Here is a 26,771-nt window from a genome sequence, read left to right as displayed (position 1 = left end):
CCCCGTGGGTCAGTAGGACGCGGTGTCGTCGCCGAGCGCGGAGGCCGCGCCCGTCTCCGCGCGGTGCGCGACCTCGTCGAGGATGCGTGCGGAGGCGCTCGTGCCGATGCGGTTCGCACCCGCCTCGACCATCTCGAGCAGGGTGTCGAGACCACGGACGCCACCCGAGGCCTTCACGCCGGTGTCGCTGCCGACCGTCGCCCGCATGAGGGCGATGTGCTCCGCGGTCGCGCCGCCGCCGGCGAACCCGGTGGAGGTCTTCACGAACGCGGCGCCGCCGGACTGCGCGGCACGGGAGGCCGCGACGATCTCGTCGTCGGTGAGGAACGCGGTCTCGAGGATGACCTTGACGACGGTGCTGCCGGCGGCGTCGACCACGGCGCGGACGTCGGCCTCGACGCGGTCCCAGTCACCGGACTTGGCGGCGCCGATGTTCTGGACCATGTCGAGCTCGAAGGCGCCGTCGGCCAGTGCCTGCAGCGACTCGGCGACCTTGGCCTCGGTCGAGGTGGTGCCGTGCGGGAAGCCGATGACCGTCCCGACGCCGACACCGGTGCCGGTGAGCCGGGCGACCGCGTGGGCGACGTCGCTCGGGCGCACGCACACGCTGAAGACGCGGTACGCGGCGGCCTCGTCGAGCTGGGCGTCGACGTCCGATCGGGTCAGCTCGGGCTTGAGGATCGCGTGGTCGATGAGACCACGGACGACATCGGCGCTGATCTGTTCGGGCCCGGTGGGGAACGCTGCATTGTCCACCCGGCAAGCCTACCCGGAGCCGAGCCGCGTACCGTGCGACGCATGCACGTCCTCGTCACCGGCGCCACCGGCTACATCGGTGGCCGCCTCGTCCCCCGCCTCCTCGAAGCCGGCCACACCGTCCGGGTGTTCGTCCGCAACCCCCGCAAGCTGCAGGACGTTCCCTGGCGCGACGACGTCGAGGTCGCCGAGGGCGACCTGCAGGACGCCGAAGCCGTCCGCGCCGCGGTCGACGGCGTCGAAGCCGTCTACTACCTCGCCCACGCCATGGGTGCCGACGGCGACTTCGAACGGGCCGAACGCCAGGCCGCCGAGACCATGGCGCGCGAGGCGAAGGCGGCCGGCGTCCGACGGTTCGTGTACCTCGGTGGGCTCCACCCGGACGGCGAGCTGTCGAAGCACCTCCGCAGCCGCAAGGAGGTCGGTGACGTCCTGCTGCACTCCGGCGTCCCGACCATCGCGTACCAGGCGGGTGTCGTCATCGGGTCCGGCAGCACGTCGTTCGAGATGATCCGGCACGTGACCGACGTCCTGCCGTGGATGCCCGCGCCGCGCTGGGTCCGCAACCACATCCAGCCGATCGCCGTCCGCGACGTCCTGTACTACCTGGTCGAGGCGCTCACGATCCCGGCCGACGTGAACCGGACGTTCGACATCGGCGGACCGGACGTCCTCCGCTACGGCCAGATGCTGAACGGGTACGCCGTCGAGGCGAAGCTGCCCCAGCGCCCGATCTCGGTGCTGCCCGTCCTGACCCCGGGCCTGGCCGCGCACTGGTTCAACCTGGTGACACCGATCCCGCGCAAGCTCGCGAAGCCGATCATCGAGTCGCTGCAGTTCGAGTGCGTCCAGCGCGAGCACGACATCGACGAGGTGGTGCCCCGGCCCGAGGGTGGACTGACGTCGTACCGCCGCGCCGTCCGGCTGGCCCTGACGAAGATGCGGAAGGGCGAGGTGCAGACCAGCTGGCGCAACGCCACGCTCGCGGCGACCTCGGCCGACCCGCTGCCGAGCGACCCCGACTGGGCCGGGCACACCGTCTACGTCGACGACCGCCGACGGCACTCGGCCGCCAGCGCCGAGGACGTCTGGCGCGTCGTCGAGTCCATCGGCGGCGAGAACGGCTGGTACTCGTTCCCACTCGCGTGGGTGGCCCGCGGCTGGATGGACAAGATCGCCGGGGGAGTCGGACTGAACCGGGGCCGTCGTGACCCGCAGCGCCTGGAGCAGGGCGACGCGCTCGACTGGTGGCGCGTCGAGCGGCTCGAGCGTGGCCGCTACCTGCGGCTCCGCGCGGAGTTCAAGTCACCCGGCCGTGCCTGGCTCGAGATGACCGTGACCCCGGCCGACGACGGCGGCAGCGACTACCACCAGCGGGCGATCTACTTCCCGCAGGGACTCGCCGGACGCCTGTACTGGTACTCGATCCTGCCGTTCCACGGGGTGATCTTCCCCGGCATGGTCGAGCGCATCTCCGCCGCGGCGGAACGCGAGTCCGAGCACACCGAGTCGACGGGGCGGAACTGGACCCAGCAGAATGGGAAGCCGGAACCGGCACACGAGGAGGCAGCATGAGCGCGGAACACACCGGCGTCCTGTTCCTGGGCGACAGCATCACGGAGCAGGGGTCCTGGGACGCCTGGCTCCCCGACGAGCGGACGATCAACCAGGGCATCGGCGGCGACACCACCGACGGCGTCCTCGCGCGACTCGACGCCGTCATCGCGGAGCAGCCCGAGGTGATCGTCCTGCTCATCGGCACGAACGACTTCGGCAACCACCGCGCGAGCGTCGAACACGTGGTGCGCGGCGTGGAGTCCGTCCTCGTCACGCTCCGCCGCGAACTCCCGGGCGTGCGGCTCCTGCTCGTGTCGATCCTGCCACGGCAGGCCGACTACACGGCGAAGATCGAGGAGGCGAACCGGCACCTCCGGCAGTTCGTCGCCACGTGCCACGCCCAGTACCTCGACGCGTGGCCGGCCCTCGCCGACGGCGACCACCTCGACGAGCGGTTCACCGAGGACGGCCTGCACCTCACCGAGGAGGGCTACCGCGCCTACGTCGCCGAACTCGTCCCGGCGCTCGAGCGGGTGCGCGGTCTCCCGCCGATGTCGCGGTCGATCCAGGCCATCGACCTCGACGGGGCCACCGCCTGATGGCAGCTCGCAAGGGGCGGCCCGCCGCGGGTTCGTCACTGCAGGGCGTACCCGCCTCGACCGCGACGAGCACGCCGAAGACCCCGGGGAAGAAGGAGGCGCCGCCGTTCACCCGGCCCGCGCTCGCCCCGTCGCTCATCGCCGCGATGCTCCTGCTCGCCTGCGTCGCCGTCATCGACTCGTCGGCGTTCGTGTTCGCGCGCTGGGGTGTCGCCGTGATCGCCCTGATCGTCCTGGTCTTCGCGGTCCGCGGCCGGACGTGGTGGGCCGCAGCCGTCATGGCGGCCGTCGCCGTCTGCTGGAACCCGATCGCCGTCGTGCCGATCCCCGGCGAGGTCTGGGCGGCGCTGCAGATCGTCGCCGCAGCACTGTTCGTCGTCGTCGGCATCGTCGTGAAGGTGCCGCGCGAGGCGGAGCCGACCCGCGCCTCCAGGCCGTAGCGAAGGCGACCGACGAGCGGACCGAGCGTCCGCGCGGACGGTAGGATCGACGAGTCGGGCGCACGGCCCGACCGATCGACCCGAAGGGCATGGATGAGCAACGAGACCGAGCCGGTGACCGAGAGTCCTCTGCTGAACCCTCGACCGTCCTCCGGCGGTCTCGACCGACCTGACGTCGTGGTGCGGAAGGGTCGGCTGACGCTCGTCAACGGACACCTGACGCCGCAGCAGTCGATGATCGAGGACCTCCTGTTCCTCGACGACGCCCTCACCGCCGGTGACGTCGACCACCTGCTCATCCGCGGCAACGACCAGCGCCCGGTCATCGCCCTGGACGAACGCGACCGTCAACGCGCGGAGAGCGCCGTGATGGCCGCCGCCGCGAACGAGCCCCTGTACGCGAAGCCCCCGGGCAAGCCGGCCGTCCTCGTCATCGACGACGGTCTCGCGTCGGTGGACGAACCCGTCCTGCGGGTCTTCCGACCGCGCGTCGAACCCCTCGGCCGTCTGCGCTACGGCGCCGAGACGAGCGTGCAGCTCGAGTTCTGGCGGGTGACCGACACCGAGGTCCTCGCGCCCGTCGAGAACGCCCTGATGCGCCGGAGCCTTCCGGTCGACGAGTTCGTCCTCGTCGACATCGAGCGGTACGGCCGGACCTGGCGCACCGTCGAGCACATGTTCGACGACCACGTCTCCGACATCCGCTTCCCGATCGACATCGTCTTCTCCTGGGTCGACGGCAACGCCATCGAGTACCAGCGCGCACGACAGGCCGCGCAGTCCGGTGCCGTGCTGGGGGAGGGCGACGACGCCCCCGCCCGCTTCCGGCAGATCGACGAGCTCAAGTACGCACTGCGATCGGTGCACACCTTCGCCCCGTGGATCCGGCAGATCTACATCGCGACAGACTCACCCGCGCCGGCCTGGCTCGCCGACCATCCGAAGGTGCGGATCGTCCGGTCGGAGGAGTTCTTCGCGGACCCGTCCGTGCTGCCGACGCACAACTCGCAGGCCGTCGAGTCGCAGCTGCACCACATCCCGGGCATCAGCGAGCACTTCATCTACTCGAACGACGACATGTTCTTCGGGCGCTCGGTCGACCCCTCGGTGTTCTTCAGCCCGGGTTCGGTGACGAAGTTCATCCTCGCGACGACCCGCATCGGCCTGGGCTCGAACAACCCGGCCCGCAGTGGGTTCGAGAACTCCGCCCGGGTCAACCGCCGGCTCCTGCAGCAGCGGTTCGGTGCGGTGACCACCCGGCACCTCGAGCACGCACCGACGCCCTTGCGCGCCTCGATCATGACCGAGATGGAGCACGAGTTCGCGGACGAGTTCCGCGCGACCGCCGCGTCCCGCTTCCGTGCTGCCGAGAACATCTCAGTGACGAACTCGCTGTACCACTACTACTCGCTGCTCACCGGCCGGGCGATCGTGCAGGAGAACGCTCCGGTGCGGTACATCGACACGACGATGCAGTCCGGACTCCGAGCGCTCGACGAACTCCTCAAGAAGCGGAACGTCGACTTCTTCTGCCTCAACGACGGCAGCTTCCCGGAGGTCAGCGACGAGGAGCGCACCCGGCGCGTGACGGACTTCCTCGAGAAGTACTTCCCGTTCCCCGCGCCGTGGGAGCGGGACACGGGCGACGCGACCGTCTGACGGCCTGGGGGCGCGGGGCGGGGCCGCTGCGCGCCTCCGGGCCGGTGTGTGGGTGTGCGCTGGTGCGGGCGTGCGGCGGGTGTGTGTGGGCGTGCGCGTCGGTTGTTGCGCGTGCAGCGAGCGACAAGACGCCTGTCGAACGACGGCCGTGTTGTCGCAGCATGCACGCGCAACTGTTGCGGGTGCAACGGACGACACGACGCCTGTCGAACGACGAGCGCGTTGTCGTCTCTTGCACGCGCAACGACCCGGCTCGGGTGTCTGCGCCGCGCGGGTCGTTGCTCGTGCAGCAAGCGACACGACGCCTGTCGTACGACGGCCGCGTTGTCGTTTCTTGCACGCGCGACGACCCGGCTCGGGTGTGTGCGGACGCGCGGGTCGTTGCTCGTGCAGCAAGCGACGAAGCGCCTGTCGAACGACGACCACGGCGTCGCACCATGCACGCGCAACTGTTGCGTGCGCAACAAGCGACAAGACGCCTGTCGAACGACGACCGCGTTGTCGTTCCTTGCACGCGCAACGACCTGTCAGACGCCGACCGCACCCGGCCTCAGCGGTGGACGGGGGAGACGGGCACCGAGTCGAGCGTGAACACGGGGATGCTCGAGGTGACCGGCGCCGGCTCGACCGCGGGGGCGATCGTGATCCCGGCAGCAGCCAGCCGTGCCTCGGTCTCGACGGCGGAGACCGGCTGACCGACCGTCGAGTAGTGCCCGATCGGCACCACGGAGTGCACCACGTTGTGACCGTAGACGTGCACCAGGTTGAACGCCTGGGCGCCGTCGCGGCCCCGGGTGCCGCCCTGGAACTCGGTGAGGTCCTGCGTGTAGCAGGTGGCGCTCGCGACCGACACGGGGATACCCGCGAACACCGCGCTCGTCGAGTAGTGCAGGTGTCCGGCGATGATCGCGATGACGTCGCTGCCCTCGACCACCTCGGCCAGGGCGTCCTGGTCGCGGAGCTCCACGAGCACGGCGAGGTCCTGCACGCTCGGCACCGGCGGGTGGTGCATCGCCAGGATCGTGCCGTGCGGCGCTGCTTCGGACAGCACCTCGGCGAGCCAGTCGAGCTGCTCGGGGGAGACCTCGCCGTGGTGTGCCCCGGGGACGCTCGTGTCCAGGGTGATCACGCGGAGGCCGTTGACGTCGTAGACGAAGTCCACGGGGCGGTCGGTGGGCTGGAGGCCGAAGAGCTCCTGGCGGAACGCACCGCGCTCGTCGTGGTTGCCCATCGCCCAGATCACCTGCGCGCCGATGCGGTCGGCGGCCGGCTGCACGATGTCGCGGATGCGTGCGTAGGCACCCGGTTCGCCCTTGTCGGCCACGTCACCGGTGACGACGATCGCCTCGGGCCTGGTGCCCGATGCCTCGATGTCGGCGACGATCTCACCGAGCCGTGCTGCCGAGTCGACGTCCCCGTAGAGGTCGCCGTCACCCGCCACGAGGTGGGTGTCGCTGAGGTGGAGGAGGAAGTGGTTCGGCCTGGGGTGTTCGGCCGTCCGGCTGTCCATCGGGGTCTCATTCCGTTGGCGGGTGCGTGGTGCAACACAGTGCCACACCGTCCTGGACGAATCCAGCACGTGTCGGTGAATCACCCGTGAACGTGGGACGGCGTGTTGATGAGGCGAACGAACGAACCCCCCGACCACGAAGTGGACGAGGGGTTCGTTCGTTCTTGCCGAGGAGTGTTACTTTCCGGCTCCGACGGCGGGAGCGTTGTGCTCGCCACCATCCAGCTCGGGACCGTGGTGCGCGGCGTGCGCTGCCTCGAGCTCGGCCTTCGTGACCGGCGTGATGCGGTCCTCGAAGAAGAAGCGCGACATGCTGGCGCGGATCTTCTGCGCACCGGTGATCTTGCCCTTGGCGTTCGGGCGGATCATCAGCGGCTTGTACTCGTTGAACTGCAGGAGCTTCCAGCGCTCGTACTCGTCGAGCTGCTCGTGCACCTCGATGTACTCGCCGTGCGGGAGTCGCACGATGCGACCGGACTCGTAGCCGTGCAGGACGATCTCGCGGTCCTTCTTCTGCAGGGCGATGCACACGCGCTTCGTGATCCAGAAGGCGATGAACGGACCGAGGACCGTCGTTGCCTGGATCACGTGGATCACGTGCTCGATCGACACCAGGAAGTGGGTCGCGATGATGTCCGACGACGCAGCGGCCCAGAGGCTCGCGTAGAGCGTGATGCCGGCGGCGCCGAACGCCGTGCGGGTCGGGGCGTTGCGCGGACGGTCGAGGATGTGGTGCTCGCGCTTGTCACCGGTGACCCAGCCCTCGATGAAGGGGTAGAGCAGGATCGCCAGGATGAGCAGCACCAGCACCGCGATCGGCGCGAGGATGTTGAACGACACCGTGTAGCCGAACCACACGACCTCCCAGTGCGGGGGCACCAGTCGGAGCGCGCCGTCCGCGAAGCCGATGTACCAGTCGGGCTGGGTACCGGCGGACACGGGGGACGGGTCGTACGGGCCGTAGTTCCAGATCGGGTTGATCGTGAACAGCGACGCGATGAGGGCCAGGATGCCGGCGACGATGAAGAAGAACCCACCGGCCTTCGCGGCGAACGCGGGGAGGATCGGAACGCCGACGACGTTCTCGTTCGTCTTGCCGGGACCGGCGAACTGCGTGTGCTTGTTGATGACGACCAGCACGAGGTGGACGCCGAGCACCGCGACGAGGATCGCCGGCAGCAGCAGGATGTGCAGCGTGTAGAGGCGGCCGACGATGTCGGTACCCGGGAACTCGCCGCCGAACAGCAGGTAGGCGATCCAGACGCCGATCACCGGCACGCCCTCGATCATGCCGACGATGATCCGCAGACCGTTTCCGGAGAGCAGGTCGTCGGGGAGCGAGTAGCCAGTGAAGCCCTCGGCCATGGCCAGGACCCAGAGGAGGAAGCCGAACACCCAGTTGAGCTCACGCGGCTTGCGGAACGCGCCGGTGAAGAACACGCGGGCCATGTGCAGCATGATCGAGGCCACGAACAGCAGGGCCGCCCAGTGGTGGATCTGCCGGACGAAGAGCCCGCCGCGGATGTCGAACGAGATGTTCAGCGTGGACTGCAACGCCGTGGACATCTCCACGCCCTTGAGCGGGACGTACGAGCCGTTGTAGACGACCTCGGCCATCGACGCCTGGAAGAAGAACGTCAGGAACGTCCCGGAGAGCAGGACGACGACGAAGCTGTACAGCGCGACCTCGCCGAGCATGAAGCTCCAGTGGTCGGGGAAGATCTTGCGCCCGACCTCCTTCACGAGGCCCGAGATGCTGGTTCGCTCGTCGATGTAGTTGGCGACCCCGCCGATGATGCGGGATCCGCGCTCCGGCGCCGGCTTGGTGGCCGACGCGGGTGCGTTCGTGGTGGTGGTGCTCATCAGCGTTCACGCTCCCAGAAGGACGGTCCGACAGGCTCGTGGAAGTCGCTCTGCGCAACCAGGTAGCCGTCGTCGTCGATCGCGATCGGAAGTTGGGGGAGGGGGCGCGCGGCCGGTCCGAAGATGACGTCGCAGTTGTTCGAGACATCGAAGGTCGACTGGTGGCACGGGCACAGCAGGTGGTGCGTCTGCTGCTCGTAGAGCGCGACCGGGCACCCGACGTGGGTGCAGATCTTGGAGTACGCGACGATGCCGTCGTAGCCCCAGTTCTCGCGACCCTTGGCGGGGTTGAGGTCCTTCGGGTCGAGGCGCATGAGGAGGACGGCGGCCTTGGCCTTCTCCTCGAGCATGTGCTCCGAGTCGAGCATCCCGTCGGGGATGACGTGGAAGACCGAGCCGATCGTGACGTCGGACGCCTTGATCGGGAGGCCGGTCGGGTCCTTCGTCAGGCGCATGCCCGACTTCCAGAACGTGTGACGGAGCAGCTCGTTCGGGTCGGCGGCGGGCGCGAGGTCACGCACGAGGACGATGCCGGGGAGCGGGAACGCGGCGAGGGCACCGATCATCGAGTTGCGGATCAGCTTGCGACGGCTGAAGCCCGACTCCTTGTCGGCGAGCTGGAAGGCCTCGACGGCCTTCTCGCGGGTCGCGTCCGTGCCACGGGTGGGGTGGCGGAGCTCCGAGATCTCACGGTCGACGACGAGCGACTTCGACCAGTAGACCGCGCCGAGACCGAGCGCCAGGAGCGCGAGGGCGATCGCGAGACCGAGGAAGAGGTTCGCGGTGCGGACCGTGCCGAAGTCGTCGGCGCTGATCGGGAAGGCGACGTACGCCGCGATCGCGAGGACGCTGCCGACGATCGACAGGTAGAAGAACGTGGCGACCTGACGCTCGGCCAGGCGCTGCTTCTTCGGGTCGACGTCGGTGCGGCGCGCGCGGTGCGGCGGCTCGCCCGGGTTCTCGAACGGCTCCGCGGGCAGGACCGCGGTGCCGGCCGACGTCGTGGTCGTGCCGTGCTTCTCGACAGCCGAGGACGAGTTCAGTGCCTCGTCGTCGTGCTCTGCCATGGTGTTCCCTTCAGTGTCGTTCGACACGGACGATCAGTTGGACTTCGCGGTCAGCCAGACGGTCATCGCGACGACCGCGCCGAGTCCGAAGATCCAGATGAACAGACCCTCTGCCACCGGGCCGAGGGAGCCGAGGGCGAACCCACCGGGCGACTTGTTGTCCTGCACGTACTTGAGGTACGTGATGATGTCGGCCTTCTGCTGGGGCGTGAGGTTCAGGTCGTTGAACACCGGCATGTTCTGCGGACCAGTGACCATGGCCTCGTAGATGTGCTTGCCGGACACGGACTGCAGGTTCGGGGCGTACTTGCCCTCGGTCAGCGCACCACCGGCACCGGCCACGTTGTGGCACATCGCGCAGTTGATGCGGAAGAGCTCGGCGCCCTCTGCCGCGTTGCCGTCCGAGCCGTCGGTGAGGCTGGCGGACGGGACCGACGGGCCGGGGCCGAGCGACGCGACGTACTCGGCGAGGGCGTCGATCTGGTCGTCGGTGAACTGCGCGGGCTTCTCTTCGGCCTGCGGACCCTGGGCAGCCATCGGCATGCGGCCGGTGCCCACCTGGAAGTCGACCGACGCGGCACCGACACCGATGAGGGACGGACCCTCTGAGGTGCCCTGCGCCGAGAGGCCGTGGCAGGTGGCGCAGTTCGAGGCGAAGAGCTTCTGGCCCTCGTTCACCTTCGACTGGCTCGTCGCCGCCACGGTGCTCGTGCTGTCGTCGGCGTTCGCCGTCGAGCTGAACAGCGCGTACGCACCGCCGGTGGTCATGAGACCGACGACGATGAGCGACACGGTCGCCATCGGTGAACGGCGGCCCTTCTTGGACTTGGTTCTGTTGAACATGCGGTGGGGGCTATCCAGTTCCTACTTGAGAAGGTAGATGACGGCGAAGAGGCCGATCCAGACGACGTCGACGAAGTGCCAGTAGTACGACACGACGATCGCGGTGGTCGCTTCCTTGTGACCGAAGTTCTTGGCGGCGAACCCGCGGCCGAGCGTCAGCAGAAAGGCGATGAGGCCGCCGGTGACGTGGAGGCCGTGGAAGCCGGTGGTCATGTAGAACGCCGAGCCGTACGCGCTGGAGGAGAGCGTCACGCCCTCGTGCCAGAGGTTGGCGTACTCGAAGATCTGGCCGCAGACGAAGATCGCGCCCATGCAGTACGTGACGAAGAACCACTCCGTCATGCCCCAGTCCTTCGGGTTCCAGCTCGTGCGGTGCACCTGGAAGCGCTCGGCGGCGAACACCGCGAACTGGCAGGCGAAGCTGGACAGCACCAGGATGATCGTGTTCACCGAGGCGAAGGGCACCTCGAGCTTGGCGGTCTCGGTCGCCCACAGTTCGGGCGAGGTGCTGCGCAACGTGAAGTAGATCGCGAACAGGCCGGCGAAGAACATGACCTCGCTGCCCAGCCACACGATCGTCCCCACGGCAACGGCGTTCGGCCTGTTGAGGACCGGACCGCTGGCGGATCTGGAGAGAGGGGTGCTAGTCACGTCCTCCATTATGGCGGAAGTCACGGACAGTGTTTTCGCAGGAGACTGGCGGGTCTCTCGAATTCACTACGATCGAGTCATGTCTGAGCACCTCACGTGGCCTTCGGTGATCAGCGCGCTCATGGCGCGCGAGGACCTGACGATCAGCCAGTCCACATGGGCCATGCAGGAGATCGTGCAGGGTCGGGCGACCCATGCGCAGATCGCCGCGTTCGTCGTCGCGCTCCGCGCGAAGGGCGAGACCGTCGACGAGGTCGTCGGCTTCCGCGACGCGATCCTCGACGCCGCGGTCCCGCTCGACGTCGACCCGATGGCGCTCGACATCGTGGGCACCGGTGGCGACGTCGTCGGCACGGTCAACGTCTCGACCATGGCGGCCATCGTGATCGCCGCCGCGGGGGTCCCGGTCGTGAAGCACGGCAACAAGGCGAGCTCCTCGAAGTCCGGTTCGAGCGACGTGCTCGCCGCACTCGGGCTCGACCTCACGATGGACGCCGCGCGTGTCGCGGACACGTTCCGGCGTGTCGGACTCACCTTCGCGTTCGCGAGCGCGTTCCACCCCGGTTTCGCGCACGCCGGTCCGGTCCGTCGCGAGATCGGCGTGCCGACGGTCTTCAACTTCCTCGGCCCGCTCGTCAACCCCGCACGGTGCGAGGCCAACGCGGTCGGCGTGGCGCAGCTCGAGCTCGTACCGATCATCACGGGCGTGTTCCAGACCCGCGGTGCGACGGCGCTGGTGTTCCGCGGTGACGACGGCCTCGACGAGCTGACGACGACCGGACACAGCCACATCTGGGAGGTGACGGGCGGCCGGGTCACCGAACACGACCTCGACCCCCGCGACCTCGGGATCGCCCGCGCACGCATCGAGGACCTGCTCGGCGGCGACCCGGAGCACAACGCCGCCGTGGTGCACCGCGTCCTCGCGGGGGAGACCGGTGCGGTCCGCGACATCGTCCTGCTCAACGCCGCCGCCGGCCTGGTGTCCTTCCGCCTGGCGGAGGACCCGGCCGAGGTCGACCGCCCGATCCTGCAGCGGTTCCGCGAGCAGCTGGTCGTCGCAGCCGACGCGATCGACTCGGGTGCCGCGGCCAGCAAGCTGGCCGACTGGGTGGGCGCGACCCCCGCCTCCTGAGCGCAGCCGCAACCGCCCCGGACGCAACTGACCGGAGGCGCGGTGCCGGTCCGTGGGACCGGCACCGCGCCTCCAGGCGGTCACCTCAGGACAGGACTACTGGACGTCCTCGTCGACCCAGTCGAACGTCTTCGTGACGGCCTTCTTCCAGAGGCGGAGCGTGCGGTCGCGCTCGGCCGCGTCGAGCTGCGGCTCCCAGCGCTTGTCCTCCTGCCAGTTGGCACGGAGCTCGTCGAGGTTCGCCCAGAACCCGACCGCCAGGCCCGCCGCGTAGGCGGCGCCGAGCGCGGTGGTCTCGGCCACCACCGGACGCACCACGGGCACGTTGAGGATGTCGGCCTGGAACTGCATGAGCTCGTTGTTGGCGGTCATGCCGCCGTCGACCTTGAGCTCGGTGAGGTCCACCCCGGAGTCCGCGTTCACGGCGTCGAGGACCTCGCGGGTCTGCAGCGCCGTCGCCTCGAGGGCCGCACGCGCGATGTGGCCCTTGTTGACGTAGCGGGTGAGGCCGACGATCGCGCCGCGGGCGTCGGGGCGCCAGTACGGGGCGAAGAGACCCGAGAACGCCGGGACGAAGTACACGCCGCCGTTGTCCTCGACGGTCTTGGCGAGGGCCTCGACCTCCGGGGCGCTGCCGATCAGCCCGAGGTTGTCGCGGAGCCACTGGATGAGCGAGCCCGTGACGGCGATCGACCCCTCGAGGGCGTAGTGCGTCTCCTGGTCGCCGAGCTTGTAGCCGACGGTCGTGAGCAGCCCGTTCTCCGAGCGGACGATATCCGTGCCCGTGTTGAAGATGAGGAAGTTGCCGGTGCCGTAGGTGTTCTTCGACTCGCCCTGGTCGAACGCCGCCTGGCCGAAGGTCGCGGCCTGCTGGTCACCGAGGATGCCGGCGATCGGCACCTCGCGCAGAAGGTTCGAGGACTCGACGTGCCCGTAGACCTCGGAGGAGCTGACGATCTCGGGCAGCATCGCCTTCGGCACACCGAAGTCCGCGAGGATGTCGTCGCGCCACTCGAGCGTCTCGAGGTCCATGAAGAGCGTGCGGGACGCGTTCGTGACGTCGGTCTTGTGGACACCGCCGTCCACACCGCCGGTCAGGTTCCAGAGGACCCAGGTGTCGGTCGTGCCGAAGAGCAGGTCGCCCGCCTCGGCCTTCTCGCGTGCACCCTCGACGTTCTCGAGGATCCAGACGATCTTCGTGCCGGCGAAGTACGTCGCGAGCGGGAGGCCCACGACGGACTTGTACCGGTCGGTGTCGCCGTCGGCGAGCTTGTCGACGATCGACTGCGTGCGGGTGTCCTGCCAGACGATCGCGTTGTAGACGGGCTTGCCGGTGTTCTTGTCCCAGACCACCGCGGTCTCGCGCTGGTTGGTGATGCCGACCGCCGCGACGTCGTGGCGGGTGATGTCGGCGCGGGACAGTGCCTGGCCGATGACCTCACGGGTGTTGTCCCAGATCTCGGCGGGGTCGTGCTCGACCCATCCGGCTCGCGGGAAGATCTGCTCGTGTTCCTTCTGGCCCACGGACACGATCGAGCCGGAGTGGTCGAAGACGATCGCTCGGGTCGAGGTCGTGCCCTGGTCGATGGCGACGATGTAGTCGGCCATTGGTGCTCCTTACGCTGGTGCTCGGGTTGGGGTGGTGCGGTCGATCAGGAGGCGATCGGCAGCAGGAAGGTCGAGGCTCCGGCCGCGAGGGCGCCGCCGATGAGCGGCCCGACGACGGGGACCCAGGCGTAGGCCCAGTCGCTCGACCCCTTGCCCTTGATCGGGAGGAAGGCGTGCGCGATGCGCGGGCCGAGGTCACGGGCCGGGTTGATGGCGTAGCCGGTGGGGCCACCGAGGCTGACACCGATCGCGATCACGAGGAAGGCGACGGGAACCGCGCCGAGCTCCTTCGGGGTGCCGCCGTTGGTGAAGGCGAGCACGACGAACACGAGGACGAAGGTGCCGATGATCTCGGTGACGAGGTTCCAGCCGTAGGAGCGGATCGCCGGACCGGTGGAGAAGACGCCGAGCTTCGCTGCCGCGTCGGGCTCCTCGTCGAAGTGCTGCTTGTACGCGAGCCAGACGATGACCGCACCGATGATCGCGCCGATGAGCTGGGCGAGCCAGTACAGGAACATCTCGCCCACGGTGATCTTGCCGAGGAGCGCGAGCCCCAGGCTGACCGCGGGGTTGAGCTGACCGCCGGAGCTGTACGACACGGTGACACCGGCGAAGACCGCGAAGCCCCAGCCGAACGTGACCATGAGGAAGCCGGCTCCGAAGCCCTTGGACTTCGTCAGCGAGACAGCGGCGACGACGCCGCCACCCAGGATGATGAGCATCGCCGTGCCGACGAGCTCAGAGAGGAAATTGACGCCGATGCCGTCCATCGGTGACCTCCAGTGCGTGAGGGTGGGGGTCCGGTGGTGCTGCGCCGGCACTCCCCGTTGAGTGATTGGGGCCGAGCATAGTGACGCCGTTCAACCAATGGCGATGCGTTCGTGAGGGAAGTGCGCGATTGTGCACGAACGTGCATCCGCAGTGTGCGTACGACCGTCCCGCGGGCACGCAGCCGCATCCCGGCCCGGGACCCGTCTGCACGAACGTGCACGACGGCCGAACGACCGGCCGATGTAGATTGGGCCCGGTCAGAGACGACAGTGGAGGCTCCGCATGAAGAAGCTCATCAACGACCCGCACGACGTGGTCGACGAGACCGTCCGAGGGTTCGCCCGGGCGCACGCCGGACACGTGGTCCTGGTCGAGGACCCGATCCACCTCCACCGAGCGGACGCCCCCGTGCAGGGCAAGGTCGGCATCGTCAGCGGCGGCGGCAGCGGGCACGAGCCCCTGCACGCCGGCTTCGTCGGCCACGGCATGCTCGACGCCGCGGTCCCCGGCCCGGTGTTCACCAGCCCGACGCCCGACCCGATCGTCGCCGCGACGAAGGCCGTCGACGGGGGAGCGGGCGTGCTCCACATCGTGAAGAACTACACCGGCGACGTGCTCAACTTCGAGACCGCCGCCGAGCTCGCCGGCATGGACGACGTGCGCGTCGAGTCCGTCGTGGTCGACGACGACGTCGCCGTGCAGGACTCGCTCTACACGGCCGGACGCCGCGGCGTGGCCGGGACCGTCGTCGTCGAGAAGTGCGCGGGCGCCGCCGCCGAGCGCGGGGACGACCTCGACGCCGTCGCCGCGGTCGCCCGGCACGTCAACGACGTCACGCGGTCGATGGGCCTCGCGCTCAGCTCCGGCACGGTCCCGCACGCCGGCGAACCGTCCTTCACCCTCGCCGACGACGAGGTCGAGCTCGGCATCGGCATCCACGGCGAGCCGGGCCGCGAGCGCATCCCGATGGCACCGGCCGACCAGCTCGTCGACCGGGTGCTCGAACCGATCCTCACCGACCTCGAGCCCGCGGTGGGCTCGAAGCTGCTGCTCCTCGTGAACGGCATGGGCGGCACGCCGCTCTCCGAGCTGTACATCGCCTACCGACGCGCCGCCGAGGTCCTCGCCGACCGCGGGTACGAGGTCGCGCGTAGCCTGGTCGGCGACTACGTGACATCCCTCGAGATGCAGGGGTTCTCGCTCACCGTCACGGTGCTCGACGACGAACTCACCGCCCTCTGGGACGCACCGGTGGAGACCCCGGCACTGCGCTGGGGACGCTGAACCACCGCCCACCATCCAGGAAGGAACACGAATTGGCGCTCGACACCGCATGGGCCATCGACTGGGTCCGTCGCACCGCCGCGACGATCGACGAGCACCGGGCCGAGCTCGTCACGCTCGACCGTGAGATCGGCGACGGGGACCACGGTGAGAACCTCGACCGCGGGTTCCGTGCCGTGCTCGAGGCCGTCGACACCGGTTCGTTCGACACGCCCGGCGCCGTGCTCAAGGTGGTCGCGACGAAGCTCATCTCGACCGTGGGCGGTGCCGCCGGTCCGCTCTTCGGGACGGCGTACCTCAAGGCCGCGCAGGCCGCCGGCGACGCGACGGAGCTCGACGCCGACACGCTCGTGGCCGTGCTGACCGCCGCCCGGGACGGCGTCGTGTCCCGCGGCAAGGCTGCCGTCGGCGACAAGACCATGGTCGACGCCTGGTCGCCTGCCGTCGACGCAGCCGCTGCTGCGGCCACCGCCGGGGACAGCCCCGAACAGGTGCTCGCCGCCGCCGCGGACGCCGCCGTCACGGGCGCAGAGTCGACCGACCCGCTCGTCGCCCGCAAGGGCCGTGCGAGCTACCTCGGGGAGCGTGCCGTCGGACACCGCGACCCGGGTGCACAGTCCACCGTCTACATCCTCCGCGCTGCCGTGGACGCAGCGTGACCGTCGGCATCCTGATCGTCTCGCACAGCGCGGCGATCGCGACCGGCACCGTCGAGCTCGCACGCCAGATGGCGGCCGACGTCCCCCTCGTCGCCGCCGGTGGCACCGACGACGGCGGCATCGGCACCTCGTTCGAGGCCATCACCGCCGGCATCGAGGAACTCTCCGGCGCCGACGCCGTGGTCGTCCTGTGCGACCTCGGCTCCGCCTACCTGACGACCGACACGGCCCTCGACTTCCTCGACGACGACGCCCGCGCGCGGGTGCACGTCTCACAGGCTCCCCTGGTGGAGGGCGCGGTCGCCGCGGCCGTCGCAGCGCAGACCGGCGGTGACGTCGACGCGGTCCTGGCCGCTGCCGCGTCTGCCGCAGCCTCCGAGGCGGACGCGGGTCGTCCCTCCAGTCTGTCCGACGAGCAGCCTGGAGGCGCGGTGCCGGTTGACGGGGCCGGCCCCGTCGACGACGTGGCCGCGTCCGAGAGCGTCGAGCTCGTCAACGAGAGCGGGCTGCACGCCCGCCCCGCGGCGGAGTTCGTGAAGACCGCGGCGCGGTACGAGGCGTCGGTCCGGGTGAACGGAGTGGACGCGAAGAGCCTGCTCGCGATCATGGCGCTGGCGCTGCCCAAGGGCGCGACGGTCACGATCGAGGGGTCGGGACCCGGCGCGCAGGAGGCCGTCGACGCGCTCGTCGCGCTCGTCCGGTCCGGCTTCGGCGAGTGACCCGGCGCGGCGAGTCTCGGCGAGATCCGGCCGAGTCTCGGCTGAGGCGACCGATCTCGCGCTCCGGGGCGCGAGCGTCGTCGCTCACGCCGAGTCTCGAGCGCCCGCTCAGGTGATCGAGACGGTACCCGCGAGGTCGAGGTCGGACGGGCCGCCGGTCACACCGGCATCGGCGAGCAAGGTCGCGCCGAAGACCGCGCTCCAGAACGTCCGGGCGTCCCTCCCGACGCCGCTCCGGCTCGTCCAGCCGTGCTCGGTGACGACCCGTTCGAGGTAGCGCTCCGACTGTCGGAACAGGACCGCCAGCAACAGGCGCGCCCGATCGCGCTGGTCGGCGTCGTCACCGGCGGACGCGAGCGCGCGGACGACGAGCGGGGTCGACGGCATCGCGAGGGCGGTCCGGGCGAGGACCTGTCGGAACACCTCGGCGCTCGTGGCACGGCGGCCGGCAGCCTGCAACCGCGTCGTGTCACGGAGGAACAGCGCGAAGGCGGCGTCGAGGACGAGACGGTCCTTCGAGCCGAAGTGGTGCGTGATCTGGTTCGGGTAGACGCCGGCGGCGCGGGCGATCTCGCTGACGGTGACCGACCGGTGCTCGGTCGACTCGGCTCGATCGCCGGCGCTCAGGAGGCCGGCGGTCGCAGCGAGGATCCGGACGCGGGTCGCCGCGCCGCGCGGGGTGCCTGGACCGTCGGTGGTTGCCATGGCCGAATTGTACGTGGTACAACTCCACTTGTTCAACGTACAAGAAGGAGTCTTCCGTGGACATCTCCATCACCGGCTACGGCGCGGTCTCCCCGTTCGGCCACGGCGTCGACGCCCTCTGGGACGCGCTCGTCGCCGGGCGCTCCGGCGTGCACGTCCTCGAACGCACCGGCGCGCTGTGGGAGCAGGTGCCGATCCTCGTCGGCGCCGACGCCGAACTCGACGCCGACGCGGCACTCGGCCGGGTCCGCGCCAACCGCCTCGACCGCAGTCAGCAGCTCGCGCTCGTCGCCGCCGGGGAGGCCTGGGCGGACGCCGGCGCTCCCGCCGTCGAGGGCGACCGGCTCGCGGTGGTCGTCGGCACCGGCATCGGGGGAGTGGAGACCCTCCTCGACGCCCACGACGTCCTCGGTGCATCCGGGGCTCGTCGGGTGTCCCCGCGCACCGTCCCGATGCTCATGGCCAACGGGGCCGCTGCGCAGGTCAGCATCGAGTACGGCGCACGGGCCGGTGCGTACACGACCGTGTCGGCGTGCGCGTCCGGTGCCGAGGCGATCGCGATGGCCGCGCGGCTCATCGTCACGGGTGAAGCCGACGTCGTGATCGCCGGTGGGACCGAGGCCGCGGTCACCCCGGTCACGATGGCGTCGTTCGCACAGTCCCAGGCCCTCGCGAAGCCGGGCGACGACGACCCGACGACGCTCTCACGCCCCTTCGACGCGTCCCGCCGGGGGTTCGTGCTGGGGGAGGGCGCGGGGTTCGTCGTCCTCGAGAGCGCAGCGCACGCCGCCGCGCGGTCGCACCGGTCGCATGCCACGCTCGCCGGGTGGGGCGTCACCTCCGACGCGTTCCACATCACCGCCCCGCTCGCCGACGGCAGCGAACAGGAGCGGGCGATGACGGCGGCGATCCGGATGGCCGGGCTCACCGGCGCGGACATCGACCACGTCAACGCGCACGCGACCAGCACGCCGGTCGGGGACGTCGGCGAGGCCGCTGCCATCGCTCGAGCGGTCGGCACCGGTGCGCTCGTCACCGCGCCGAAGAGCTCGATCGGGCACATGTTCGGTGCCGCGGGCGCGGTCGAGTCGATCCTCGCCGTCCGGGCCATCGAGACCGGGGTCGTACCGGCGACGCTGAACCTGGAGCACCTGGACCCGGCGATCGAGCTGGACGTGGTGTCCGGTTCGGCGCGGACGGCCCCGATCAGGGCGGCGCTCAACAACTCGTTCGGGTTCGGCGGGCAGAACGCGTCGTTGGTGTTCACGGCGGCGTGATCGTCGGTCGCAGGACAGATTGAGGGAGTCTCGGTACCGTCGGGCCCATGGACACGAGTTCGATGATCATGGGGGCTGCGATCGCGTCGGTCGCGTGGATCTGCTTCGTCCCGTGGACCAAGCTCAAGGAACTCCGGGCCCAGGAGGAGCAACAGGGGCGGACGGATCCGCCCGAGGCCGACCCCCGGTAGCCTCCTCCGCCTGGCCGGTCTTCGCGGTCATCGGCCTGTCGCGACCGCGTCGTGCTGTCCGTCCCGTCACCGCCGCAGGGTCTCCGAGGGCAGCTCGCCGAAGCGTGCGGCGTACGCGGACGCGAACCTGCTGACGTGCAGGAACCCCCACCGGGTAGCGACCTCCGTCACCGTGCGGTCGTCCGGGTCCGCGGCCAGGAGGTCCTCACGCGCCCGTTCCAACCGGAGCTTCCGGAGGTAGGCCATCGGCGTGGTGTCCAGGCTGCGGCGGAAGCCCTCCTGCAGGCTGCGAACGCTCGTGAACACCGCGGATGCGAATTCGCCGACCGTCCACGGCCGCGCGGGGTCGTCGCGGAGCATCTCGACCACACGGGTCACCGCACGGGAACCGGATCGCCCCCGGGGCGCCTCGAGTGACGCGGAGTGGCTGTGCGGCTGGCCGAGCAGGAGGCTCTGGACGAACACCTGCTCGAGACTGCGCACCGCCAGCGGGTGGCTGAGCGCGCCGTTCGGCTGTCGCGATCCCTCGTCGACGAGACGGAGCGCCTGTGAGACCGCGCGACCGCCGGCCGACGCGAGGTCGAACGCGGTGTCGAAGTCGACCGGCCTCGACACCGGTTCGTCCAACAACCGCTCCAGCTCGGTCTGCAGGTCACGGCGAGGGATCATCACGGCGACCTGCGCGAACCAGTCACTGCAGTCGAGCTCCACCGAACGGCCGGGCATGAAGACACCGGCGGTCTGCGCGGTCCCGTGCAGCGGCGCGCCTCCGTCGGCACGGGCGGTCATCATCGAGCGGACCGGGACGTCGAGGTGGTACTCGACCGGCTCAGCGGTCCGGATCCGCACGGCTTCGCGGAACCGCATGTACCCGAAGGTGATCCGGCCGAGGGTGAGCGCGTTCAGGTGCATGCTGACGTCGGAGGAGCCGTCGGTGGGGTCGACCTGCACGGGCAGGAACACGTCGCTCAGGACCGCGGCGGCCTCGTCCACGGTCGTGCTCATCGCGACCGGGTGCGACGCGAACATGTCCGCTGTGCCCTCGATCATGGCGCGACTCTACCCGGCGGTGACACGTCAACCGTGCCCAGAACCCGCCAGGTGACGGGTTCCGCGCACATCGACGGTGGTGCCGCGCACAGCGGATGGCATCCGCATGGCACGCTCCCTACCGTCGAACACGTCCGGCACGCCTCCGTGCCGGTGCGGAAGCGGTGGCCTTTCCCTTCGGGTGGGGAAGGCCACCGTGGCGTCGGTTCGAGGGTGGGAGCAGCACGTGGGTCGTCCAGAACGTGAGGGTGCAGAGCATGCGGAGGTGTTCGTGCTGACCCGCTCCGCCGAGCGGATCCGCGTCCGGTGCGACTGCCCAGCGGCGGCGGATCATCCGTTCGTGCGACCGCTCGGCGCGCCTTCCGGAGTCAGCTCGGCGGGAGCTCCTGCAGGCCAGTGACCCGCAGCAGTCGAGCGTCGCGGCGTCTCCGCCCGGGCGAAGAGCACCAGGGGCGACCGAGGTCCTCGACCGTCAGCTGCGCACACGGCGCGGTCCTCGACGGAGCAGGACGAACGCCAGGACGGCGGTGAGCGCGTAGGCCCCCGCCTGGACCTCGAGCAGGGGGAGCGTGCCGATCGGTTCCTGCAGCAGACCCGCCGCGGTGATCCCGATCGCCTGGCCGACCGCCTGCCCGAGGCCGAGCGCGGCGAACGCGCTGCCCCGGCGTGAGCCGTCCGTCGCGTGCTGCAGCAGGCTCGTCATCCCGGCGCCCATGAACACGGCCGGCACGCCGATGGCAGCGAAGAGCACGGCGTAGAGCGGCACGGCGTGGGACACGAACGAAGCGTTCCAGCAGACCACCGTGATGACCGTGAACGCACTCGACCCGATGAGCGCGAGCCGCAGCGCGTCGATCCTCGCGCCGAGGACGCCGAGCGCGAGGCCGGCGCCGATCGCGCCGATCGCCTGCACGCCGCGCAGCAGCCCGACGTCGGCTTCGTCGCCGCGGATCACGTCGGTCACGAAGAAGACGAACAGCACGAGGAAGAGCCCCTGCGCGATCGACGCCACGGTGGTCACCACGACGAGGTCACGCGTCGGTCGGTCCGTCAGGGCGCGGAGGACGCCCCCGGTCCTCGCGCCCTCCGTGCTCGTGTCGGCGGACGGCACCGCGTCGGTGTGGCGGCTTCGGGGCAGGCTGAGCACCAGGGCGGCCGCGACGACGTACGACGCGACGTCGATGAGCGCCACCGTCGCGATCGACCCGACAGCGAGGAGCACGCCGCCGAGCGGGCCGCCGATGATCCGGCCGAGGTCGTTGTTCAGCCCGACGAGCGCGTTGGCCGAGTTCGCGCGCTCCAGTCCGACGAGCGTCGGGAGCAGCGCGTTCTTGGCCGGCAGGAAGAAGGCGCCGAACGAGGCCTGGGCGATGATCACGCCGTACACGATCGGCAGTTCCGAGCGGTCGTGCACGAGGAGCAGCGGCAGGAGCGTCGTGGCCTGCCCGATCATCGCGACGACCATCACGAGCCGGTGCGACAGTCGGTCGGTGACCCGCGCGACGACCGGGGCGAGCAGCACCGGCGGGGCGAGTTCGAGGAGGAACGCGAACGACGTCCCGACGGCGGACCCACTGAGCTGGAGCACGACGAGCGGCAGTGCGATGAACATCAGCCAGTCGCCGGTGTCCGAGACGAGCCCGGCGAGCCAGAGCCGTCGGAACGCCGGTACCGCCATCGCCGACCCTGCCGGCCCGCGGCGGGTGGCGGTCCGGAGGTCGGTCACCGGTCCGTACCGAAGCCCAGGCGCGGGAACGCGGAGAGCGAGAGGTGGACGTGCTCGGCGTCGGCCGGGACACCCTGACGGGTCGCCTGGATGTACGGACGGACGACCGCATCCAGGCGTTCGACGACCTCGGCCAGCTCGGACGGTGTGAGTGCGAGTCCGTACGTGGCGTGCACGTCGACATCGCGCCACCCCTGCGGCACCGCGTCGCGGCCGCGGAGGTACTCACGCAGCAGGTGGTGGTCGAGCTCGACGGAGGCGGCGAGCATGCGGTCCAGGCCGGCGAGGTCCGCCGGATCGACGCCGTCGGTGGTGAAGCCGGTGATGGTCGTGCGCCACGGCCGCGACCGACCGTCGCCCGACGGGTCGGGTTCGACCAGCCCGTGGGACGCGAGCACCCGGAGGTGGTAGCTGCAGTTCGAGGGGGTGTCCCCGACCGCGCGGGCGCACTGCGATGCCGTCGCGGGCCCGGCGGAGGCCAGGTAGCCGAGGACGTCGAGCCGCACCGGGTGGGACAGCGCATCGAGGACGCCGGGCTCGGCGAGGTTCGGACGGTTCTCCTGCACGGCGGCTCCCTCGATCTGAAACGGTCTTTCAGATCGTACGTCCGAGCCGCGAGATCTGCAAATGTCTTTCAGGTCTACGTCTGACAGGCCTCAGCGCGGCGTGAGCTCCTGCAGGCCCGTGACCCGCAGCAGGTCGAGCTTCGCCGCGTCCTCCGTGCCCGGGACCGCCGTGTAGACGACGATGCGGAGGTCGCCGCCGGGCACGCTCAGCACGTCGCAGTCGATCTCGATGGGGCCGACCGGCGTCCGGACGGTCTTGCGGCTCGCGCGGTGCTCGGCGACCCGGCCGGTGTTCCAGCGCCGTTCGAACTCGGGGGAGTCCCGCCGGAGCCGTGCGACGAGCTCGGCCAGGTCACGGTCGGCGGGGTAGCGGCCGAGCGCGGCACGGAGGTCGGCGGCGAGGTCGCTGGAGAACTCCTCCTGGTGGGTGTCGTCCCACTCCACGCCGTCGTGGCCGTGCATGAAGTGCCGCCAGACCAGGTTCCGCTCGATCCCCGTGTACCGGTTCGGGTCCCCGGACATCGCCGCCCAGAGCTCGTTCCAGAGGACGATGTCGTGCGTGGCCGTGAACACCGCGAGCGGGACGTCGCCGAGTCGATCGACGATCCGCTGCACACCCGGGGTGACGTGCCGGGGCACCACCAGGCGGGACGGCGGCACCACGGAGGCGACCCGGCAGAGGTGGTCGCGCTCCTCCTCGGTAAGGCGGAGCGCGGTCGCGAGCGCACTGAGGAGCTGCGCGGACGGGTTCGTGGCGCGGCCCTGCTCGAGGCGCACGACGTAGTCGACGCTCACCCCGGCGAGTGCGGCGAGCTCCTCACGACGGAGGCCCGGCGTCCGTCGGCCGGGCCCGGCCGGCAGGCCGACCTCCTCCGGACGCACCCGGTCTCGCCAGGAACGCAGCACACTCGCGAACTCGCTCATGCCCACCATCCTCGCCCCGCGCCTCCCGGCTTCCCTGGTACTGGTGGACCCACTGTCGAACGGTGCCTGGGGGACCCGGCCACGGAGGCGGAGGGTGGGGGCATGACAACGACACTCATCACCGGAGCCAACCGCAGTCTCGGGCTCGAGACCGTCCGCCGCCTCGTCGAGGCAGGCCACACCGTGTACGCCGGCATGCGCGACCCGTCGCGCGGCGACGACGCACGGGCGCTCGGCGCGCACGTCGTCCAGCTGGACGTCACCGACCAGTCCTCGGTCGACCGGGCGGTCGCCGAACTGCCCGGACTCGACGTGCTCGTGAACAACGCGGGCATCCTCGGGACGTCGTTCGGGGTCGACGATCTCGACGCCGACGCCATCGCCGCGGTGCTCGACACGAACGTGACCGGGGTGGTGCGCGTGACGCAGGCGGCGCTGCCGCTGCTGCGGGAGTCGGTGAACCCGGTGATCGTGAACGTCGCCTCCGGCGTGGGCTTCCCCCGCTGGCTGACGACCCCGGGCCGGGACGAGTACCCGGTGCCGGCGGTGCCGTACCCGGCGTCGAAGGCCGCGCTCATCGCGGTGACCGTGCAGTACGCGAAGCTCCTGCCGGGGTTCCGGGTGAACGCGAGTGACCCCGGGTACACCGCGACGGAGTTCAACGGCTTCGGCGGGCACCAGACCGTCACCGAGGGCACGGACGCCACGGTGGCGCTGGCGACGATCGGTGCGGACGGCCCCACGGGGGAGTTCCACGACCGGACGGGCGTCATCGCATACTGACGCGCTGCGTCGCTTCTCGAGTGAGCAGGAATCGTCGAATCCGCGGTCGAAGGACGGCCTGGAGGCGCGGCTCGCCTCCGACGTGCGGGCTCGGCTCGTCCCGTGGCCGGGTCGCAGGGCGTCGGTTCAGTCGTGGACGTCGGCACCGAATCCCGGTCCGGGCCGCATCATCCACCCGGCGGCGTCGGTGAGCGGGCGGAAGCCGAACCGCTCGTACAGCCCGTGTGCGTCGGCGGTGAAGAGCGCGAACCGCTTCAGACCGAGCGGCTCGACGGCGTCGGTCACCCCCTGCACGAGGGCGACACCGACGCCGCGGCCGCGCGCGTCCGGGTCGACGAAGACGTCGGCGAGCCAGCCGAACGTCACACCGTCCGTGATCACCCGCGCGTAGCCGAGCTGCTGGCCGGTGCGCTCGTCGTAGACGCCGAAGTTCCGGGAACCGGCGATGATCGCCTGCTGCGTGGCGAGGTCACGCCCGCGGGCCCAGTAGGACTCCTCGCTCAGCCAGCGGTGGACACGGGCGACGTCGAGGTCGTCGGGATCGGCGGAGAATCGCAGTCCGTTCATGCAGCCAGTGAACCGGCGGACGAGCGACGCGCGCAACGGCCGGTTCTCCTCCCGTGGCCCGGCCTGCGACGATGGTCGGATGCGCGCCGTCCAGTACGAGTCCTTCGGTTCCACCCCCGCCGTCGTCGAGGTGCCGGATCCCGTGGCGCCCGCTGACGGCGTGGTCGTCCGGGTCGCCGCGACGGGTGTGTGCCGGAGCGACTGGCACGCCTGGAAGGGGCACGACGACTCGGTCCGCCTGCCGCACGTGCCCGGGCACGAGTTCGCGGGCGTCGTGGCGTCCGTCGGCACCGACGTCACGCGGTTCGCCGTGGGGGACCGGGTCACCGCCCCGTTCGTCTTCGCGTGCGGCGCGTGCGAGCAGTGCCTGGACGGAGCGACGCAGGTCTGCACCCGACAGCAGCAGCCCGGGTTCACGCTGCCCGGCTCCTACGCCGAGGCCGTGGTGGTCCCGCACGCCGACGTCAACCTCGTCGCGCTGCCCGACACCGTGGGGTTCGCCGAGGCCGCCGGACTCGGTTGCCGCTTCGGGACCGCCTACCACGCGGTGCACGCCCGCGGGCGGGTCGTCGCAGGGGAGTGGGTCGCCGTGTTCGGCTGCGGGGGAGTCGGGCTGTCCACCGTCCTCGTGGCCGTCGCCGCCGGGGCGAACGTCGTCGCGGTGGACGTCGCACCGGCCGCCCTCACACGCGCCGAAGCCCTCGGTGCGGTCGCGGTGCCGATGGACGACGCCGTCGGGGACACCGTGCGACGGGTCACCGGCGGTGGAGCCCACGTCTCCGTGGACGCGTTCGGGAGCCGCGCGACCTCCGTCGCCGCGGTCGCATCGCTGCGGCCGCGCGGACGTCACGTCCAGGTCGGGCTGCTGCTCGACGACGAGGCGGTGCCGGCGATCCCGATGGGCCGGGTCATCGGGGACGAACTCGAGCTGCTCGGCAGCCACGGGATCTCGGTGGGGGAGTACGCCGCGATGCTCGACGACGTCGTGGCCGGGCGACTCCGTCCCGCCGATTCGATCGGTCGGACGATCGGGTTCGACGAGCTGCCAGAGGCGATCCTGGCGATGGACCGGCCCGCGACCTCCGCCGGCATGACGGTCGCGGTGTTCTGAGCCGTCCTCAGCGCTTCGGCCGGTACACGTCCGCCTTCGCGTTGCCCGCGAACACCGTCGAGCTGACCAGCGTCAGGTCCAGTTCGTCCTGGAGCCCAGAGAAGATCCCGGCGCCCGCGCCGAGGACGACGGGCAGGACCACCAGGCGGTACTCGTCGACGAGCCCGGCGCTCACCAGGCTCCGGCAGAAGTCCGTCCCGCCCTGGGCCAGCACGTCCGCACCGTCCTCGGCACGCAGGCGGTCGATCTCGCTCGTCAGGTCGCCGTTCGCCACTCGGGCGCCGGTCCACGTCGCGGCGGCGGGGGAGTCCGCTCCACCCATGTCGACCGTCGCCGGGTCGAACGCCGCCTGGCGGGTGAACACGACCTTCGGGATGCTGTTCATCGCCTGGGCGACGGGTGTCGTCGCGTTCGCCCAGAACGCCGCGATCGACTCGAACGCACGCCGACCGAACGCGTGCACGCCGGCACTCGACACCGTGTCGAGCACCCAGGCCGCCGAGTCCGGACTGGCGGCACGGAACATCCAGTCGGACTCCGCACGTGTGCCGGCGACGTGGCCGTCGAGGGACATCGACATCTTCAGGACGAGCTGCCGCATGGGACACCGCCGGTTCCGAGCACTCCACAGTGCTCACGACGGCGATGCTAGAGGGGAGCGGTACGGCCCGCCAGAGCACGGTCTCGATCCGGGTGAGTTGACATAATATGCATTATCGGCGCCCGGTCGGATCGTGGGAACGCGAACCC

At 70.5% G+C, this 26,771-nt stretch carries 27 protein-coding genes; 12 read left to right on the top strand and 15 right to left on the bottom strand.

Annotated features, from left to right (window positions below):
- Window positions 1–9: 9 nt before the first annotated feature.
- Window positions 10–756, bottom strand: a complete 747-nt coding sequence (gene deoC, locus CRP27_RS02190) for a deoxyribose-phosphate aldolase (protein ID WP_303622055.1) — start codon at window positions 754–756, stop codon at window positions 10–12.
- 42 nt (window positions 757–798) lie between these two features.
- On the opposite strand from deoC, the gene CRP27_RS02185 reads away from it, so the two are divergent.
- The 4 genes from CRP27_RS02185 (at window position 799) to CRP27_RS02170 (ending at window position 5,011) form a co-directional block, all read left to right on the top strand.
- The gene (locus CRP27_RS02185; protein WP_097179112.1) at window positions 799–2,331 is read left to right on the top strand and encodes an SDR family oxidoreductase; all 1,533 of its coding nucleotides are present in this window, start codon (window positions 799–801) and stop codon (window positions 2,329–2,331) included.
- Window positions 2,328–2,912: a GDSL-type esterase/lipase family protein gene (locus tag CRP27_RS02180; RefSeq protein WP_097179111.1), complete on the top strand. Its 585-nt coding sequence runs from the start codon at window positions 2,328–2,330 to the stop codon at window positions 2,910–2,912. Before CRP27_RS02185 ends, CRP27_RS02180 begins: the two co-directional genes overlap by 4 nt.
- Window positions 2,912–3,352: a DUF6804 family protein gene (locus CRP27_RS02175; protein WP_176505430.1), complete on the top strand. Its 441-nt coding sequence runs from the start codon at window positions 2,912–2,914 to the stop codon at window positions 3,350–3,352. Before CRP27_RS02180 ends, CRP27_RS02175 begins: the two co-directional genes overlap by 1 nt.
- A 93-nt stretch (window positions 3,353–3,445) precedes the next feature.
- Window positions 3,446–5,011: a stealth conserved region 3 domain-containing protein gene (locus tag CRP27_RS02170; RefSeq protein WP_097179110.1), complete on the top strand. Its 1,566-nt coding sequence runs from the start codon at window positions 3,446–3,448 to the stop codon at window positions 5,009–5,011.
- Between the two features lie 550 nt (window positions 5,012–5,561).
- Here CRP27_RS02170 and CRP27_RS02165 read toward each other — a convergent pair.
- The 5 genes from CRP27_RS02165 to CRP27_RS02145 all read right to left on the bottom strand — a co-directional run bounded on the left by CRP27_RS02165 (window position 5,562) and on the right by CRP27_RS02145 (window position 10,954).
- Window positions 5,562–6,521 carry a phosphodiesterase gene (locus CRP27_RS02165; protein WP_097179109.1) on the bottom strand — a complete coding sequence of 320 codons (960 nt, stop codon included), beginning with the start codon at window positions 6,519–6,521 and terminating at the stop codon, window positions 5,562–5,564.
- A gap of 177 nt (window positions 6,522–6,698) precedes the next feature.
- A complete protein-coding gene (locus CRP27_RS02160; RefSeq protein ID WP_097179108.1) occupies window positions 6,699–8,384 on the bottom strand; it encodes a ubiquinol-cytochrome c reductase cytochrome b subunit in 1,686 nt (561 codons plus the stop codon).
- Window positions 8,384–9,451, bottom strand: coding sequence for a ubiquinol-cytochrome c reductase iron-sulfur subunit (locus CRP27_RS02155; RefSeq protein WP_079236042.1), 1,068 nt, complete (start codon window positions 9,449–9,451; stop codon window positions 8,384–8,386). The genes CRP27_RS02160 and CRP27_RS02155 overlap by 1 nt, the downstream gene beginning before the upstream one ends.
- A 33-nt stretch (window positions 9,452–9,484) precedes the next feature.
- Window positions 9,485–10,294, bottom strand: coding sequence for a cytochrome c (locus CRP27_RS02150; RefSeq protein WP_097179107.1), 810 nt, complete (start codon window positions 10,292–10,294; stop codon window positions 9,485–9,487).
- A 21-nt stretch (window positions 10,295–10,315) separates the two neighbouring features.
- Window positions 10,316–10,954: a heme-copper oxidase subunit III gene (locus tag CRP27_RS02145; protein ID WP_058727853.1), complete on the bottom strand. Its 639-nt coding sequence runs from the start codon at window positions 10,952–10,954 to the stop codon at window positions 10,316–10,318.
- 70 nt (window positions 10,955–11,024) lie between these two features.
- On the opposite strand from CRP27_RS02145, the gene trpD reads away from it, so the two are divergent.
- Entirely contained in the window at window positions 11,025–12,080 is a 1,056-nt protein-coding gene (gene trpD, locus CRP27_RS02140) for an anthranilate phosphoribosyltransferase (protein WP_097179106.1), read from the top strand.
- A gap of 96 nt (window positions 12,081–12,176) precedes the next feature.
- Here trpD and glpK read toward each other — a convergent pair whose 3' ends face one another.
- Together glpK and CRP27_RS02130 are read right to left on the bottom strand one after the other, a co-directional pair.
- Window positions 12,177–13,688: a glycerol kinase GlpK gene (glpK, locus tag CRP27_RS02135; protein WP_097179105.1), complete on the bottom strand. Its 1,512-nt coding sequence runs from the start codon at window positions 13,686–13,688 to the stop codon at window positions 12,177–12,179.
- Between the two features lie 44 nt (window positions 13,689–13,732).
- Window positions 13,733–14,458: an MIP/aquaporin family protein gene (locus tag CRP27_RS02130; RefSeq protein ID WP_097179104.1), complete on the bottom strand. Its 726-nt coding sequence runs from the start codon at window positions 14,456–14,458 to the stop codon at window positions 13,733–13,735.
- A gap of 283 nt (window positions 14,459–14,741) precedes the next feature.
- On the opposite strand from CRP27_RS02130, the gene dhaK reads away from it, so the two are divergent.
- The 3 genes from dhaK to dhaM are packed head-to-tail and all read left to right on the top strand — an operon-like array spanning window position 14,742 to window position 17,121.
- The gene (gene dhaK, locus CRP27_RS02125; RefSeq protein ID WP_097179103.1) at window positions 14,742–15,743 is read left to right on the top strand and encodes a dihydroxyacetone kinase subunit DhaK; all 1,002 of its coding nucleotides are present in this window, start codon (window positions 14,742–14,744) and stop codon (window positions 15,741–15,743) included.
- A gap of 32 nt (window positions 15,744–15,775) precedes the next feature.
- Window positions 15,776–16,402 (top strand): dihydroxyacetone kinase subunit DhaL, encoded by a 627-nt coding sequence (gene dhaL, locus CRP27_RS02120; protein ID WP_097179102.1) that lies wholly within the window; start codon window positions 15,776–15,778, stop codon window positions 16,400–16,402.
- Window positions 16,399–17,121, top strand: a complete 723-nt coding sequence (gene dhaM, locus CRP27_RS02115) for a dihydroxyacetone kinase phosphoryl donor subunit DhaM (RefSeq protein WP_097179101.1) — start codon at window positions 16,399–16,401, stop codon at window positions 17,119–17,121. Before dhaL ends, dhaM begins: the two co-directional genes overlap by 4 nt.
- A gap of 108 nt (window positions 17,122–17,229) precedes the next feature.
- On the opposite strand, the gene CRP27_RS02110 is transcribed toward dhaM, so the two are convergent.
- On the bottom strand, window positions 17,230–17,826 hold the full coding sequence (locus CRP27_RS02110) for a TetR/AcrR family transcriptional regulator C-terminal domain-containing protein (protein ID WP_097179100.1): 597 nt from the start codon (window positions 17,824–17,826) through the stop codon (window positions 17,230–17,232).
- A 56-nt stretch (window positions 17,827–17,882) separates the two neighbouring features.
- On the opposite strand from CRP27_RS02110, the gene CRP27_RS02105 reads away from it, so the two are divergent.
- Window positions 17,883–19,103: a beta-ketoacyl synthase gene (locus tag CRP27_RS02105; protein WP_097179099.1), complete on the top strand. Its 1,221-nt coding sequence runs from the start codon at window positions 17,883–17,885 to the stop codon at window positions 19,101–19,103.
- Between the two features lie 47 nt (window positions 19,104–19,150).
- Complete coding sequence (locus CRP27_RS18090) at window positions 19,151–19,294, top strand: hypothetical protein (protein ID WP_176505429.1); 144 nt, start codon at window positions 19,151–19,153, stop codon at window positions 19,292–19,294.
- A gap of 66 nt (window positions 19,295–19,360) precedes the next feature.
- On the opposite strand, the gene CRP27_RS02100 is transcribed toward CRP27_RS18090, so the two are convergent.
- From CRP27_RS02100 to CRP27_RS02085, 4 genes are all read right to left on the bottom strand, one after another.
- Complete coding sequence (locus tag CRP27_RS02100; protein WP_097179098.1) at window positions 19,361–20,344, bottom strand: AraC family transcriptional regulator; 984 nt, start codon at window positions 20,342–20,344, stop codon at window positions 19,361–19,363.
- Between the two features lie 472 nt (window positions 20,345–20,816).
- A complete protein-coding gene (locus CRP27_RS02095; protein WP_097179097.1) occupies window positions 20,817–22,070 on the bottom strand; it encodes an MFS transporter in 1,254 nt (417 codons plus the stop codon).
- Window positions 22,067–22,636: a helix-turn-helix domain-containing protein gene (locus tag CRP27_RS02090; RefSeq protein WP_176505428.1), complete on the bottom strand. Its 570-nt coding sequence runs from the start codon at window positions 22,634–22,636 to the stop codon at window positions 22,067–22,069. Before CRP27_RS02090 ends, CRP27_RS02095 begins: the two co-directional genes overlap by 4 nt.
- Before the next feature lie 90 nt (window positions 22,637–22,726).
- On the bottom strand, window positions 22,727–23,560 hold the full coding sequence (locus CRP27_RS02085; RefSeq protein ID WP_097179095.1) for a helix-turn-helix domain-containing protein: 834 nt from the start codon (window positions 23,558–23,560) through the stop codon (window positions 22,727–22,729).
- Window positions 23,561–23,662: 102 nt separating this feature from the next.
- On the opposite strand from CRP27_RS02085, the gene CRP27_RS02080 reads away from it, so the two are divergent.
- A complete protein-coding gene (locus CRP27_RS02080) occupies window positions 23,663–24,343 on the top strand; it encodes an SDR family NAD(P)-dependent oxidoreductase (RefSeq protein WP_097179094.1) in 681 nt (226 codons plus the stop codon).
- A gap of 126 nt (window positions 24,344–24,469) precedes the next feature.
- On the opposite strand, the gene CRP27_RS02075 is transcribed toward CRP27_RS02080, so the two are convergent.
- Window positions 24,470–24,910 (bottom strand): GNAT family N-acetyltransferase, encoded by a 441-nt coding sequence (locus CRP27_RS02075; RefSeq protein ID WP_097179602.1) that lies wholly within the window; start codon window positions 24,908–24,910, stop codon window positions 24,470–24,472.
- Between the two features lie 79 nt (window positions 24,911–24,989).
- On the opposite strand from CRP27_RS02075, the gene CRP27_RS02070 reads away from it, so the two are divergent.
- The gene (locus tag CRP27_RS02070; protein WP_097179093.1) at window positions 24,990–26,021 is read left to right on the top strand and encodes an alcohol dehydrogenase catalytic domain-containing protein; all 1,032 of its coding nucleotides are present in this window, start codon (window positions 24,990–24,992) and stop codon (window positions 26,019–26,021) included.
- Between the two features lie 7 nt (window positions 26,022–26,028).
- Here CRP27_RS02070 and CRP27_RS02065 read toward each other — a convergent pair whose 3' ends face one another.
- On the bottom strand, window positions 26,029–26,622 hold the full coding sequence (locus CRP27_RS02065) for a dihydrofolate reductase family protein (protein ID WP_097179092.1): 594 nt from the start codon (window positions 26,620–26,622) through the stop codon (window positions 26,029–26,031).
- Window positions 26,623–26,771: the final 149 nt, after the last annotated feature.

The sequence above is a fragment of the Curtobacterium sp. 314Chir4.1 genome (assembly GCF_900215175.1).
Classification (GTDB): Bacteria; Actinomycetota; Actinomycetes; order Actinomycetales; family Microbacteriaceae; genus Curtobacterium; species Curtobacterium pusillum_A.
The sequence above is the reverse complement of the archived record's forward strand: the minus strand, read 5'-3'. Positions and strand labels throughout refer to the sequence as shown.